Consider the following 13,602-nt stretch of genomic DNA (forward strand, 5'->3'; position numbering starts at 1 on the left):
GGTTGTAATATTATAGAGAAATTCTGAAGTTTTAAAGAGATAAATAGTAATCTTTGATTTTTCCGGCAATCAACTTCCTTCGTTTTTCCAGGAAATCATCATATCCCTTAACATCCATTTCCATAACTTCTTCAGGTATGGCATTAATATCCATATTAGATTTTAGTTCATCCATTGAAGTTAGTCCGCCATATTTGAGTTCACCCCCGTTGCACTGTTCACTTAGTTCGCTGAAATATTCAATAGGCGCCTTGTTTCCAATCTTGATATTAATCTCCGACTGCATATAGACGTAATTGGAAATCTGGTTGTACTGGCCTCTCTTCAAGCCATTCTTCTTCATATAGTCTCTTGGGAAGATATGGTGTATATCTCCCCTGTGTGAAATAAGGTCTTTCACTGTAATATCTTTGGATAAAAAGCCCTTATCATTCATCTTGACCTGGGACGCAAGGAAAACATGAAAATAAGGACTGCTGGCTACGGAAGTATTAAGATGCTGCACCAATGCCGCATCCCAGAAAGCATCCGAAAGTTCGGCGCTTTCAATATTGGCAAGATACTCCTTAAAGTCCATATTGGAGATTTGTTTTATATCGTAATCAAAAGCCGATTCAGGTGAACTGGAATAACGGCTTGTCAAGATTGACATTACAATCCAGCGACGCACATAGGTTTCAATATCAGCAGGATTGTATTTCATGGAGCGAAGTTTAAGGTAGACCACATATGCGAAGTTAAGCACGTTTTGCGACCTGACAAGGTGAGAAACAATGAAACCAGCCGATTTAACAATCATGATAAATCGTTTAAAATTTGTCTCATTAATAAAGTTGAGCACTCCTTTTTCAAGTTTTTCAAAAGATTCCCTGGCAATCTCTTCTTCAAAGGTCCTTGATTCAAAGTTTCTACCCGAAAGGAGGCTCACCAAATCGGCAAGTTTGCCCCTGTTAAATTCAGAGGTAAAGGAAACCCTTAAAAGGTCGTTGTAGTTCGGATCATACAAGTCATCATTTTCATTCTTTAGCCATGACATTTTCTGAAAATAGTCTGTTTTGGCAAATTCCTTATCTACATCAATGATGGTGGGATAGAACTCCGGTGCTATGGCAAGATGGCAGAAGTAGTCAATACATTTCCTGAGTGTAGGCCCATTGTATTCTTCATTTGCGGCTATCTTTGACATAGCAAAGTCAGCCTGACTGAGAACAACTCCCTTTGAATTGATACGGATAAAAACTTCCGTCACTGTCTCAATGTCGAGGTCGGAATCCAACTCAATCAGACCAATTTGTTTTTGAGTTATCTTTCTTAAGGCTTCGATCTTTTGAAATATGAGCTTCCTGTCCGTATCTTTGTTTTTTCCGCAATACTCTTCCACGAGTTCAAAAACATCAACATCCCCTGAAATAACCTTTGATATATCGGGTAACCAGTTATGATCTTTTGCAATGGCCGGATTAAAGACCTCAAACCTTTCCTGCAAAGGATTAAAGGCGATTTGAATCTTTATGCGCTTGTAGTGTTTGTCAATGACATATTTGTTCAGAATGGCTGCTGTTAAGGCTGTTACACGTTGCTGGCCGTCAATTAGAACTTTCTTACCTTCCGACGTAGAACCATCTTTCAGCTTAACATTAGGATTTCGCCATGCAATGAGATAACCGATAGGATAGCCCTGATAGAGCGAGTCCATCAAATCCCTAACCTTGGTTGAATCCCATACAAAGGGGCGTTGAATTTCAGGAATAGCTATTTCCCCCGAATTCACCCAGGCCAGTACTGTTTCTATTCTTTGCTGATTAACATCATATTTTTGTGTTTTCATTGATTCCCCTTTAAATCTATCCTCGGAACTCCATTTTATACCACACCCTCCCCTCCCCCACCAATACCTTTTAAACCTCGATTTCAAAGGTAAAACATTTGAACTGGATATTCTATATTTATCCTATGAAGGAAAGTTTCGCGCAGAGACGCCAAGATGCAGTGAAAGGAAAAAAAGTGTTGGGATGATTAGGATTGTTGCGGGTGGTGAAAGACAGTTATAGATTCAAAAAGCAGTTACAGGTTGCTTGTTGCAGGTTTTAAAATCCAGTTAATCCCGTAAATCCTGTCAAACGTTAAACTACTCTGTTTCAGCGTCAGGCGCGGGGACTTTAACCATGGCGTTGGCTGTTGTCTCAATGGCGGCTTTTGTGGCGGGGTTTCTGTGGATTTTTAGGATTTTATTAAGGAGTTCTTTTTCTTCCGGGGTGGCGCTTCCGAAACCGGGTTCATCGGGTTCACCTCTGCCGAAGAAAACCCAGTCTGCTGATTTGTTCTCTTTTTCACATAATTTCAACAGTTTTTCGAAAGGAATCAGGTTTCTGGTCTTTGCAGACCTTAGCGATTCAGGAGTGATGCCTATCAGGTTAGCAACTCCAATAAAATTCTTACATTTAAATTCCTTTTTAAGGGCTTTCGCTATCTCAATTAATGTCATCATATTAGTAACTTTTTTGTTGACACGTTACGCATTAACAGCTATATTTGTATTCAATTAAACTTAATTCACTAAAACAGTGGGGTGGTCACCTTGGTTAAGAAATATCTTCCTTTTTTGAGAGACCTCGACAGGGAAATCAGTCCTTTACCCAAAACCACCCACCGTCTGGAAGCAAAGAAGGCAATCGGCGTTCTTCTCGACTTCTTTTTATTACTGCAACAGTCTGAAAACTTGAAAGGGGACCACAACCAGGACGATACACCATGAAGACCCCATCAAGACAAAGAGGCCCCGTTAAAAACTAATGACCGTTGGCGCGAAATTTGGTTGAGACGGGGCCTCTTTCCTTTTTCAAAGCGAATAATATAACATCATTCATCTTGATGCAAGTTTATCTGTATAAAAGGCAGAGGGCGGAGAGAAAGGGTAAAGGCATTTTTTAGCATAAAGCTCCACTTTCCAAGAGATAGCGAAGATTAGTGGAACTTATGCCCTGAGGGTGCGGACAGGGCCGGAAAAAGCCGGAAAATTAAAGATCAAATTCCTGTAGAAAAATATGGGCTGCCGGGGGCACAGAGAAAAGATAGAACCTTTTTTTATCCACTAAGGTCACGAAGATTCACGAAGCAGGTCAATTTTGCGCAGAGAAAATATAACTTCGACTTCAAAATAAATATTTTTAAACCCATACAATGTAGCCAAGTGGAGCCGTTAGCTGTGGATTAATGGAGAGAGTTCAGAGAAAATATGTGTACATCCGTTAAATCCGCGACTGCCCCGTCAGAGATACTTTCATTCGGGGTCATCAGCGTTCTATCGGTTCTTTCTTTGAATTCCATGGCAATAAAATTAGCCGAGCTTTAATTTAGCTTGTGATTTCGCTTTCTTCTTCTCAAACTTTTCAAGCAGGCGGGAATAAGTTTTAGCCACTTCTTTTGCTCTTGAGGTTTTTGAAAAAAAGCCGATTTTATCAAAAAATTCACTATTATCATTCCAGCCTGCCATGAATCTTCCTTCGGCAGTATAGCTCTCGGCTAGCTCCCAGAATATATCCATTTTGGAATTATCCAGAAGCCCTTCATTAAAGGCTTTACAAAAAGGCCCGGCAAGTTTTTCCTGCTCTTTTTTAGCTTCTTCAATGAAGGGGTTTTTAACGATATTAGCATTCTCTGTCATTCTGCTTACGGCAAGCCGGTCAATAATGAGAAGTATCCCTCCCGGGAATTTGGGATTATCGCTATACAGGCGTCCTACATTCTCTAACTGGGGATCACTAAAAACAAGGCCTTCATCTTTTAGCAGCGCTTTCAGGAATTCAATTGAAGCTTCATCTTTTTCAACATAACATGCGGGACAAATTTCTAATATGGCCTTACCGGCATCGAGAGAAACAAGCGGCTGTAAGATACAACCCGTATTATTTACTCTTGCATAGTAATTTTTTTCAGGGATTTGAGGCTCCACACGAATAACGAGGCCGTATTTATTCAGAAACACAAGACAACCTTCATTGCTGTTCAAATACTGATGACTTCCTGCAGGCGCCGGAAGGTTAATTTTCTCAAAACCTTCCAGAATCTGTTGTGCAGTTTCTTCTCCAAACTTCCGTTCCAGATCCTTAAAAAAATCCGTAGCAGGCTTTTTCTCAGCTCTGTAGGTAAATATGGTGGTTATTTTTTTTAATGCAGTCATATCAAGGCCTTATGATTTATAAATAACTTTAATGAATTTTATTTAGCCGGTTATCATGAATAAATGAGTCATCCATTCATTTTTGTACGCTAGTCACCGCAAACAATAATTTTTGCAATCACCATTCTGGCAATGGGCTGTACCCATCATATCAGCTATCGATAGAATTGGGATTAGGGGGGAGACAAGTTATGGACAGGAAAGTAAATAAAGTTTCCGGAACGACAAACAACAGGTTCCTGTATGTCTTGACCTGTAATTATCCTTTTATGGCCGGATTTAAAAAACAACAGAGGATTGCTCTCTATTGCCATTTTACGGTTCTTCCCCATCTTTCTTCCCCCAAAAAATTTTTATTCAATTTCAAAATAAAAAAACCTTACCACCGCAGGTAAGTAATCTATTTCAATGCGAAAGCAATGTAACAAATTGATTAGCAATTTTATAGGGGAAAAGTCTGATCTTTTGGGGACATTCTTGACCTTTCATCACTTTTTTTTGGGGGGGGGATTCGATTGCCGATTTCGGAATGCAGATTGCGGATTGGAAAATCTGTTGCGGGTTGCTTGTTACTGGTTGCAGGTGAAAAGATGGTTTCCTGCGGAGACGTTTATGCCCTTTGGGTGCAAAGGCACAGAGAAAATATAACTTCGTACTTAAATTTATACTTTTTAATCCCCAAAATCCTGTTAATCATGTCAGAAAAAAATTCCAAGATTTCTCCCTTTGGTTATTGAGATGGGGGTCGGACCGGGTTAACTACTTGACAACAAAGAAAGAACCTTTTTAAAAACCCACTTCCCGGCCTTAAAAGTACTTTTTTAGGGGTAAAGTAAGTCCTTTAAGAGAATAACAATGGATAATTACAGATCGGATTTTTATCCTGTTGATCCTGTCAAAAAGATTTACGATTTCTCCCTTTGATCGAAATGACCTGTCCCGCGCAGAGGGTGATTCAGTGCAAAGTGTAATCCGTCATCGGCGTTCTATCAGCTTTTCCTGTGATTTCTGTGGCTATAAAAAAAGCTTGCATATGAGTCGATTAGGCTCCATAATTGAATCATTATTTGAGGCAATTATGGGGTTTAAATGACTCACTATATTTGGCAGCACCGGGAATGGCCTGAATTTAGATGGAATGACGCTCTTTTGCTGAAACCTGTCAGTGAATGCCGTTTTCAGCAGGGTAAAATTCTGGCAAAAATGTCTTCATTGGGTTTTGACTGTGAGCAGCAGGCACAAAGGGATATCCTCATTGAGGAAGCGATTACTACCACTGCCATAGAAGGGGAGAAACTGAGCCGGGAATCGGTGCGTTCTTCTATTGCCCGCAAACTGGGCCTTCCTTCATCCGGATTGCCCATTGACCGCAACGCTGACGGCTTAATCGACCTGCTTTTAGATGCGACTCAAAACCACTGCAAACCCTTAACAAGTGAGCGTCTCTTCGGCTGGCACGCTGCTCTTTTCCCGACAGGATACTCAGGATTGCACAAGATTATCACCGGCAACTGGCGCGGCCCTGCACCCATGCAGGTTGTTTCAGGGAAAGCAGGCCATGAAAAAGTTCACTACGAAGCAATGCCTTACGACAGGGTAGAGGCCGAAATGGACTGTTTTTTCAGATGGTGGCAGGAGAGTTTAGGGGAAATAGACGGAATTATCCGGGCGGCAGTTGCCCACTTCTGGTTTGTCACTATCCACCCCTTTGAAGATGGTAACGGCCGCATCGCCCGTGCCCTTACCGACATGGCTTTGGCCCAGGATGACAAGCAATCGATGCGATATTACAGCCTCTCTTCACAAATTAATGCGGAAAGAGATGTCTACTATGAGGTATTAGAGCGGTCTCAAAAAGGGACCATGGACATAACAACCTGGCTGCAGTGGTTTTCAGGGTGCTTCGGCAGGAGCATCACATCATCGGAAAAAACGATGGCCCTTGTCCTGGATAAAGCATCCTTCTGGCACAGGCATTCTCAAACAGAACTTACCGACCGTCAAAGGAAGGTCATAAACAAGCTGTTAGATTCCGGCAGAAAGGGTTTTGTGGGTGGATTGACTAACCGCAAATATGTATCCATGGTAAAAGTCAGCCGGGCTACGGCTACCCGTGAATTACAGCATTTACAAGACCTGGGGATTATCAAAGCTAATCCGGCTAAGGGCCGAAGCGTAAGTTACGATCTGGTTTGGGATTAATAAGTATGGGGAAATAATTAACGATTTATGGATAGAAAATCTGTCGCGGCTTGCAATTTGAAAAGATGGTCTCACGCAGGGACGCCGAGGCGCGGAGGAAAGTTCAAAGTTTAAAATCGGCGTTCATCCATCAAATCCGTGTCATCTGCCTTCGATACACTCTTTCAATGTTTGCCGCAGGGCCGTAATTATCAGCCCCCCTGCCGACTGTTATAAATCACGCCCCCCATTTGATCATACTTTTTTAACACCTGAACCGCTTCATCCCTGCATATATCATGAAAAACTTCAATGCCCCGGCTCTCGAGGGCGCTAATCCATGAACTCATCTTGGGTCCCTCATCAAAACCAATTACTCTGGCATCACCGTCTCTCGCCCCGCAAACAAGGCGCCTGACACCTGACCAGGGGACTGCACCAAAACACATGGCACAAGGTTCCGTGCTGGCAACAAGTTCCATAGCCGGAACATCATCCCCGCCAAGATCATAACTGCCGATGATCTTCTGGGCCCCCATAATAGCCACAATTTCAGCATGAAAAACGGAACAATTGAGGCTTGAAACAAGATTAACACCAGGGGAAACAAGTCTGTCATTTTCAATATCGAAAACAGCGGCGCCAAAAGGCCCGCCCGTACCCTGCTCAATATTCAGTCTCGAAAGCTCGATGACGAATTTCATTCTTTCCTGCATGGTGGGAAAAACCTTCTCTTTTGGAGGCATGTAGTCTTTGATCCATGAAGGGAGATTTAAATTGAATGAAGGTTCAGGCATTATTAATTTCCTCTTCTGTAGGGGTATCCCTTGCGGGTACCCTTGTTGTCGAAATTCCTGTATTCAGGGCAGGCACAAGACCTGCCCCTACAATGGGGAGACAGAAAATTACCTTTTCTCATTACCATTAGACGATTCGATCCCGGCTGTCAAGACATTACTGCCTACGATGAGCAGGGTACCCATAAAAAGCACGGCATTAACGGGATCATTGAAAAAAACGACTCCCAGGAGGGAAGCGATATAGACCCTCGATGCCGAAACGATACTCCCCCCCACTGCCGAGATGAACTTGTAACCATGGGTTAGAAAGTATTGTGCCGCCACACCGCAAAGTGAGCAAAGAGCCAGTAAAAGGAATTCCATTTTATCAGGCATTACAAATAGAGGAATAGTGGGAATGAGGAGAAGAATGGAACCGACGGCAAAAAGATAAAAGAGAATAACATGGGTTTCATCGGTTCGCCTTAAGACTCTCAGATATATAATAGCAAGAGCGGCAACAATCCCTGAAATAAGACCGATAAAATCACCTCCATTAATTTGGCTGAAATCAGGTTGAATAACCATATAAACCCCGGCGGCAGTGAGAAAGAGAGGAATAAATACGGATGGGTGGAATCTTTCGCCAATGAGGGCATGAGAAAAGAGCGCAACAAAGATGGGGTACGTCATATTGAGTACATTGGCATTGGTGATGGTTGTGTATTCTACGGCAAAGAAGAGGATCAATACAGCGGCGGCATTGAGCAAACCTCGCAGATAAAGCACCTTTTTGTTTACAGGTTTAAAAGCGGCGCCGCTCACCTTAAGATAAAGAACGACAATTATAAGGCCTATAAAAAAACGGGCAAAGGTAATCTCAACGACAGGAATAGACGTGGCCGTTCTCAGTATCTTGACAAGCAGAATATTGATGCTGAAAAGAATGGCCGAGATAAAAATAAAAAAGGCCCCTTGCGAGGCCGGTTTAATAGCATATGTTTGCATTAAATTAATCAGAAAATAATCAGATTTTATGCCCCACATGAATGGCGGCAATACCGTTAGTCAGGTTGAAATACTTGACCTGATAAAGCCCGCAATCTTCCAGGATTTTCTTGAGTTTCTCCTGGTCGGGAAACTTTCGGATCGATTCAACAAGGTATTCGTAAGACTCTCTATCCCTGGCAATCTTGTCACCGATCTCAGGAATAATGTTGAATGAAAAGAAATCGTAGACCTTTGAAAAAAGCTTATTCGTGGGGTGTGAAAATTCAAGGCACATGACTTTGCCACCGGGCTTGACGACCCTCGTCATTTCCTTAAAGGCTTTATCGAGCCTCGTTACATTCCTGATTCCAAAACTGACGGTAGCTACATCAAAACTCTCATCAGGAAAAGGGAGGTCTTCGGCATTTCCCTGTACGAACTTGATAGGGCCGATAAATCCTTTGTCTATCACCCTTTCAACACCCACATCAAGCATTTCCTTGTTAATGTCGAATATTGTGACCCTACCCTTATCTTCCACCTCTTTGGCCATAAGCATGGCAATATCTCCGGTACCGCCTGCTACATCGAGACAATGCATACCGGGCCTCAGCTTTGCCTTTCTCACAAAGTCCCTCTTCCAGAGTCTGTGAACGCCTAAACTCATGGCATCATTCATGACGTCATAGTTATCGGCTACACTGGAGAAGACATTGCCTACAAGCTTTTGCCTCTCTTCGACAGGAACCTCTTTAAAACCGAAACTGATCGATTCTTTTTCCTGGTTTTCCTTTTTGTCTTTCTTTTCTTCCTTATTTTCAGGCAATTTAACCACTCTCCTTAATTAATGGTTCTAATTTCTTAAACTATTCAGCTCATCTTTAATTCCCCACTTTAGTAAAGGGGGGTGAGGGGGGATTTGAGTCATTTTGAATGAAATCCCCTTAATCCCCCTTTTTTAAAGGAGGAAATAAGCTCATTTTTTTATTATCCTTGTGGCGACCATCATTAATGCCACGGCAAAACCTGCCAGCCCGACAGCTGACATGTCATAAATCTGCGGCCCTCTCGTCGAACCGATAACATAAAAGGAACCCAGTAATAAGGCCGCCACAATTATACCATAATAGAGATCATTACCATGAGACTCAATTTTTTCGATGAGTACCTCAAGGTTCATATGGGCGAAGTCTATCTTGAGATCACCCCTGTTGAGTTGCCCCAGCACCCGGTTTGCCTGATGGGGAAGCTCCATGCCCGTCTTGATCAGTTCCTTGGCAGCAAGCTTGCTCTCTTCCAGCTTCTTCTGGGGGCTGATCTCTTTTTTCATCCAGCCCATCATGAAAGGCTGAGCTACCTTCCAGATATTGAGATCAGGGTAAAACTCCCTACCAACACCCTCCATTATGATCATTGATTTCTGGAGAAGCAGCAGGCTCGGCTGAAGCTTCATATCAAAGTTAATGGCCGTACTGAGAAGTTTCATTATAAGCTCGGAAATGTTTATTTCATTGAGCTGCTTTCCAAATATGGGTTCCGTAATTTCAATGAGTTCATCTTCAAAGGCCTTGAGATCGGTCTCCGGAGGGATAAGCCCCATATCGAGGTGGACCTTGGCCATCTGACTGAAATCTCTCTTGATAAGAGCAAAAAGCATCTTTGCAAGGTACTTCCTCGTATCGTCATCGATCCGTCCCATAATGCCGAAGTCGAGGTAGATAATCTTTCCATCATCACTGACTAGAAGATTGCCCGGATGGAGGTCTGCATGAAAATAACCGTAATCAAAGACCTGCACAAAAAAGGCCTTGATTGAATTTTCAGCAACCTTTTTAAAATCTATTCCCTTTTCCCTCAGTGTTTCCACTTCATCGATGACCGTGCCGTATACCCTCTCCATGGTAAGAACACGTTTACCCGTCTGGGGCCAGAAGACTTTTGGAATAATGACACGATCATCTTTTTTGAACATGCGCAGGATTCTGCCGGCATGAGCACCCTCTGTCGTAAAGTCGAGTTCCTTCGTTATAGTCTGCTCAAACTGGTTGACAACGACAAGAGGCTCATACCTGCCCATGGAAGGAATATACTTTTCAACTAACCCGGCGAGGGTATATAAAATAGCCAGGTCCGCTGATATGGTTTTCTCAATGCCCGGCCTCTGGACCTTGACAGCCACTTCCTTGCCGTCTTTCAGTCTGGCGTAATGAACCTGGGCAATGGAAGCCGAAGCACAGGGAGTTTCTTCAAAAGATTCAAAAAGTTCACCAATGGAAGCTTTGAGTTCGCTTTCTGTAACTTTAACAACTTCCTCATAGGGAAAAAGAGGAACTTCGTCCTGAAGTTTTTTAAACTCCACAGCCCAGTCAGAGGGGAGAAGATCAACTCTCGTACTGAGAATCTGGCCAAACTTGATAAAAGTAGAACCCAGCTCTTCTATGGCCATGCGGGCTCTCTCAGCCCTGCTGAAAGAGTGAGGCTCCTCTCTGCGAAAGAGCCTTCCCAGGGTAAAAACCTTGCCAATATTAAGCTGCTCTACAAAATCGCCAAAACCGTGTTTAATGAGGACATTGACTATCTTCCTCATCCTTACTATATTTTTGATGGCTTTGGTGCGGGCAAAAAACATATTGTCTGCTCTTATCCTTTACTTTTTTCTTCTGAAAGTTTTGAAAGTTTGTCTTCCAGCTTTTTGATCTGTTTTTCCAGCTTGCCCACCTTTTCCCTGTTTTTCATGACCAGCTTTTCAACGACATCGAGATCATCCAGGGTAACAATTTTCAACCGTTCCGCCAGATCTTCAGCAATAGATGCGGCAACATGATCTATCTCTTTTTTTGCAACACCCACTTTTTTTAAACCGGCGCCGACAACATTTACAATATTTTCCACCAGTTTATTTTCAAAATCTTCTTTCATATCAAGACCCTCCTCAATCTCCTTATTTCCTTCCCTCGCAAGGGTATTGAATCTTTTTTTTGCTCTTTTCTCTATGCCAAGACCTGCCAGAAGAGCCTTATCAATCAAACCGGCCATTCTACCCTCCAAACAGCGCTTATTGTTTTTTTCGAAATAGGAGATATTATAACATTATTCTATGTGTATCAAGAGAAAAGGCCGCTTTAAGGTCTCACAACAATAAAGGGATCGAACTAAAATAAAGGTAATCTTTGTTTATTAATGACCGGGACCAATAACATTTACGCAAAAAAAAAGCCGGGATCATCTCCCGGCTTTTTCATAAATAAAAATGTATAAATTAAAGCGTCTTCATGTATGCAACAAGATCGGCAATCTCATTGTCCTTAAGCTTGGTTTTGAAAAGCTTGGCCATCTTGGATTTCGGATTAACCGCTTTTGGATCCTTGAGCCATGCAGTAAGACCCGCCTCATCAAGCTTGCCGGCCATCTTGCTTTCACGGCCAAATACACCTTTCATTCCAGGACCAACCTTTTTCTTGTCTGTCAGTGTGTGGCAAGCTTTACACTTTTTCTTGTAAAGTGTCTGACCACTCTTTGAGTCTCCGGCAAAGGCGATGCCGGCGCTTGCGCTTATGATTGCTACTGTCGTAATTGAAGCCAATACTTTTTTCATTACACATTCTCCTTACAAATAAATTTTACGAAATGGTAATATGTATAAATTGATTTGTCAAGAATTTTAATTGACTTGGATGAAGCCAAGGTATTATTATTAATACTAGTTATGAAGACATATTTATCCACATTATTTGTTCTTTTGTTCATTCCCCTGACCTTATCTTCCTGCTCATTAACACCTGAAAGAGAGGTCTCGCTGGCAGAACTGAGGAGCACCAGGAACATAGCCTATTATATTATAGAAGATGACATGGATGGCGTACTTAAAGTTTTAAACCGTGATGGAGAAGTCACCCTCAAGTCTGAGTTTTTCAAGGAGCCCGTCTACCTGAAGATATTTGCCACATCAGACGGCATTCAAATCAGACATTATCACAGAAATGAATTTTCTGCATCCGATCAATGAGCAAGATATACTTGATTAAATTTTCTATTCTTTTACTTCTTTTTCTTTCCCTCTTTTGCTGTACCACACCTCCCGAAAAACCGATTACAATTCGTCAGTTTTCAGCGCTGGGCCTTGAAAGAAACTATGAATTCGACTATTCAAAAGAATACCTTCTCAAGCATCTCAATGAAAAAGGAATGGTCGTCTTCGAAGCAAAGAAAAAAGGCAGGCCACCGCAGCCCTTTTACATAAAAATTATGGCAACAGCAGAAGGACCCATTGCGGAAGCCTATCCCATAGAGTAAGCGCCTTTAAATAACAAGGCGGCCCTTCCCTGCTTTTTTCAATTTCCTTTCAAATAACCGAGAATAAAATCATCGAGATCGCCATCAAGAACGGCATCCACATTTCCTGTTTCTATACCTGTCCTTAAATCTTTTGCCATCCTGTAGGGGTGAAGCACGTAGGAACGAATCTGGTTGCCCCAGCCAATCTCTTTTTTTCCGGCATGGAGTTCATCCATTTTTTCTTCCTGTTCCTGCCGCTTCATATCATAAAGGCGGGATTTGAGGAGCTTCATTGCCGTTGCCTTGTTTTTGTGCTGGGACCGCTGATTCTGGCACTGGACAACAATTCCTGTCGGCATGTGCGTTATCCTTATGGCAGAGTCCGTTTTGTTAACGTGCTGCCCACCGGCGCCACTTGCCCTGTAGGTATCAATCCTCAAGTCCGCTTCATCGATATCGATATCAACATCTTCTTCAAGCTCGGGAAGAACAAAAACGGAAGCGAAGGAGGTATGCCTTCTCTTGTTCGAATCAAAGGGTGAAATCCTGACAAGCCTGTGTATACCTATTTCGGCCTTCAGATAACCATAGGAATAATCACCGCCTGCAGTAAAGGTGACGCTTTTTATTCCCGCCTCTTCCCCTTCCTGGTAATCAACAATATCCGTCTTGTAGCCCTTTTTTTCACACCACCTCAGATACATGCGAAGAAGCATGTCGGCCCAATCCTGTGACTCCGTCCCGCCGGCCCCTGAATGAACAGTGACAATAGCATTACCGGCGTCGTGGTCCCCGGAGAGCATTCGCCGAAACTCCATGTTATCAAGATCACTCCCCAGACGGGCAACTTCTTCCTCAACTTCCTTAAGGAGATCGCCGTCACCCTCTTCTTCCGCCATTTCCAGAAGAAGAGCGCCCTCCTCGATGGAAGCTTTCAGCCGGGACCAGCCTTCAACAACATTATTGACGGAGGTCCTCTCCTTGAGAAGTTTCCGGGCCCTTTCATTATCGTCCCAGAAATCGGGTTCCGCTATGATATGTTCAAGTTCTGAAAGCCTTTTTGATTTCTCGGCGAGGTCAAAGATAACCTCTTAATTCATCAAGCCTCTTTTCAAGTTCGATAATATTACTTTTTATGTCCGCTATCATCGGTCCCTCCATTGTTCATTTCGCCCTTCCGGCTCAAATAAAACCGGT

15 protein-coding genes are annotated in these 13,602 nt (G+C 42.7%); 5 read left to right on the plus strand and 10 right to left on the minus strand.

Features of this window, described 5'->3' with window-relative positions; translation table 11 throughout:
- Positions 1-31 precede the first annotated feature (31 nt).
- Positions 32-1,828, minus strand: a complete 1,797-nt coding sequence (locus OEV42_07185) for a DUF262 domain-containing protein (protein MDH3974045.1) — start codon at positions 1,826-1,828, stop codon at positions 32-34.
- A 300-nt stretch (positions 1,829-2,128) separates the two neighbouring features.
- Positions 2,129-2,488 carry a helix-turn-helix domain containing protein gene (locus tag OEV42_07190; protein MDH3974046.1) on the minus strand — a complete coding sequence of 120 codons (360 nt, stop codon included), beginning with the start codon at positions 2,486-2,488 and terminating at the stop codon, positions 2,129-2,131.
- Between the two features lie 90 nt (positions 2,489-2,578).
- On the opposite strand from OEV42_07190, the gene OEV42_07195 reads away from it, so the two are divergent.
- Positions 2,579-2,755 (plus strand): hypothetical protein, encoded by a 177-nt coding sequence (locus OEV42_07195; GenBank protein ID MDH3974047.1) that lies wholly within the window; start codon positions 2,579-2,581, stop codon positions 2,753-2,755.
- A 582-nt stretch (positions 2,756-3,337) separates the two neighbouring features.
- Here OEV42_07195 and OEV42_07200 read toward each other — a convergent pair.
- Positions 3,338-4,180 (minus strand): hypothetical protein, encoded by an 843-nt coding sequence (locus tag OEV42_07200; GenBank protein ID MDH3974048.1) that lies wholly within the window; start codon positions 4,178-4,180, stop codon positions 3,338-3,340.
- Positions 4,181-4,371: 191 nt separating this feature from the next.
- Between OEV42_07200 and OEV42_07205 the strand changes: the two genes are divergently transcribed.
- Both OEV42_07205 and OEV42_07210 read left to right on the plus strand, forming a co-directional pair.
- Positions 4,372-4,575 (plus strand): hypothetical protein, encoded by a 204-nt coding sequence (locus OEV42_07205; protein MDH3974049.1) that lies wholly within the window; start codon positions 4,372-4,374, stop codon positions 4,573-4,575.
- A 694-nt stretch (positions 4,576-5,269) separates the two neighbouring features.
- On the plus strand, positions 5,270-6,382 hold the full coding sequence (locus OEV42_07210) for a Fic family protein (protein MDH3974050.1): 1,113 nt from the start codon (positions 5,270-5,272) through the stop codon (positions 6,380-6,382).
- A gap of 191 nt (positions 6,383-6,573) precedes the next feature.
- Here OEV42_07210 and OEV42_07215 read toward each other — a convergent pair whose 3' ends face one another.
- The 6 genes from OEV42_07215 to OEV42_07240 all read right to left on the minus strand — a co-directional run bounded on the left by OEV42_07215 (position 6,574) and on the right by OEV42_07240 (position 11,725).
- Positions 6,574-7,158, minus strand: a complete 585-nt coding sequence (locus tag OEV42_07215) for a nucleoside deaminase (protein MDH3974051.1) — start codon at positions 7,156-7,158, stop codon at positions 6,574-6,576.
- Positions 7,159-7,266: 108 nt separating this feature from the next.
- Positions 7,267-8,148, minus strand: a complete 882-nt coding sequence (locus OEV42_07220; GenBank protein MDH3974052.1) for a DMT family transporter — start codon at positions 8,146-8,148, stop codon at positions 7,267-7,269.
- A gap of 19 nt (positions 8,149-8,167) precedes the next feature.
- A complete protein-coding gene (gene ubiE / locus OEV42_07225; protein MDH3974053.1) occupies positions 8,168-8,956 on the minus strand; it encodes a bifunctional demethylmenaquinone methyltransferase/2-methoxy-6-polyprenyl-1,4-benzoquinol methylase UbiE in 789 nt (262 codons plus the stop codon).
- Positions 8,957-9,106: 150 nt separating this feature from the next.
- Positions 9,107-10,759: a 2-polyprenylphenol 6-hydroxylase gene (ubiB, locus tag OEV42_07230; GenBank protein ID MDH3974054.1), complete on the minus strand. Its 1,653-nt coding sequence runs from the start codon at positions 10,757-10,759 to the stop codon at positions 9,107-9,109.
- A gap of 11 nt (positions 10,760-10,770) precedes the next feature.
- Positions 10,771-11,166, minus strand: coding sequence for an accessory factor UbiK family protein (locus tag OEV42_07235; protein ID MDH3974055.1), 396 nt, complete (start codon positions 11,164-11,166; stop codon positions 10,771-10,773).
- Positions 11,167-11,389: 223 nt separating this feature from the next.
- Positions 11,390-11,725: a c-type cytochrome gene (locus OEV42_07240; protein MDH3974056.1), complete on the minus strand. Its 336-nt coding sequence runs from the start codon at positions 11,723-11,725 to the stop codon at positions 11,390-11,392.
- A 111-nt stretch (positions 11,726-11,836) separates the two neighbouring features.
- Here OEV42_07240 and OEV42_07245 point away from each other — a divergent pair, with 111 nt between their 5' ends.
- Together OEV42_07245 and OEV42_07250 are read left to right on the plus strand one after the other, a co-directional pair.
- The gene (locus OEV42_07245) at positions 11,837-12,136 is read left to right on the plus strand and encodes a hypothetical protein (protein MDH3974057.1); all 300 of its coding nucleotides are present in this window, start codon (positions 11,837-11,839) and stop codon (positions 12,134-12,136) included.
- The gene (locus OEV42_07250) at positions 12,133-12,423 is read left to right on the plus strand and encodes a hypothetical protein (GenBank protein MDH3974058.1); all 291 of its coding nucleotides are present in this window, start codon (positions 12,133-12,135) and stop codon (positions 12,421-12,423) included. The genes OEV42_07245 and OEV42_07250 overlap by 4 nt, the downstream gene beginning before the upstream one ends.
- A gap of 38 nt (positions 12,424-12,461) precedes the next feature.
- Here OEV42_07250 and prfB read toward each other — a convergent pair.
- Positions 12,462-13,554 (minus strand): peptide chain release factor 2 gene (gene prfB, locus OEV42_07255; GenBank protein ID MDH3974059.1). Its coding sequence is split into 2 segments (ribosomal slippage): positions 12,462-13,484 and positions 13,486-13,554, totalling 1,092 coding nucleotides; the frame shifts between segments, so codons are not numbered across the junction.
- Positions 13,555-13,602: the final 48 nt, after the last annotated feature.

The organism is Deltaproteobacteria bacterium (assembly GCA_029860075.1).
In the GTDB taxonomy this organism is placed as follows: Bacteria; Desulfobacterota; JADFVX01; order JADFVX01; family JADFVX01; genus JAOUBX01.

What these genes read in the sequence shown, in the direction of transcription:
- OEV42_07185 (MDH3974045.1), bottom strand. Translation starts at nt 1,828, where the DNA reads ATGAAAACACAAAAATATGATGTTAATCAGCAAAGAATAGAAACAGTA.
- OEV42_07190 (MDH3974046.1), bottom strand. Translation starts at nt 2,488, where the DNA reads ATGATGACATTAATTGAGATAGCGAAAGCCCTTAAAAAGGAATTTAAA.
- OEV42_07200 (MDH3974048.1), bottom strand. Translation starts at nt 4,180, where the DNA reads ATGACTGCATTAAAAAAAATAACCACCATATTTACCTACAGAGCTGAG.
- OEV42_07205 (MDH3974049.1), top strand. Translation starts at nt 4,372, where the DNA reads ATGGACAGGAAAGTAAATAAAGTTTCCGGAACGACAAACAACAGGTTC.
- OEV42_07210 (MDH3974050.1), top strand. Translation starts at nt 5,270, where the DNA reads ATGACTCACTATATTTGGCAGCACCGGGAATGGCCTGAATTTAGATGG.
- OEV42_07215 (MDH3974051.1), bottom strand. Translation starts at nt 7,158, where the DNA reads ATGCCTGAACCTTCATTCAATTTAAATCTCCCTTCATGGATCAAAGAC.
- OEV42_07220 (MDH3974052.1), bottom strand. Translation starts at nt 8,148, where the DNA reads ATGCAAACATATGCTATTAAACCGGCCTCGCAAGGGGCCTTTTTTATT.
- ubiB (MDH3974054.1), bottom strand. Translation starts at nt 10,759, where the DNA reads ATGTTTTTTGCCCGCACCAAAGCCATCAAAAATATAGTAAGGATGAGG.
- OEV42_07235 (MDH3974055.1), bottom strand. Translation starts at nt 11,166, where the DNA reads ATGGCCGGTTTGATTGATAAGGCTCTTCTGGCAGGTCTTGGCATAGAG.
- OEV42_07240 (MDH3974056.1), bottom strand. Translation starts at nt 11,725, where the DNA reads ATGAAAAAAGTATTGGCTTCAATTACGACAGTAGCAATCATAAGCGCA.
- OEV42_07245 (MDH3974057.1), top strand. Translation starts at nt 11,837, where the DNA reads ATGAAGACATATTTATCCACATTATTTGTTCTTTTGTTCATTCCCCTG.
- OEV42_07250 (MDH3974058.1), top strand. Translation starts at nt 12,133, where the DNA reads ATGAGCAAGATATACTTGATTAAATTTTCTATTCTTTTACTTCTTTTT.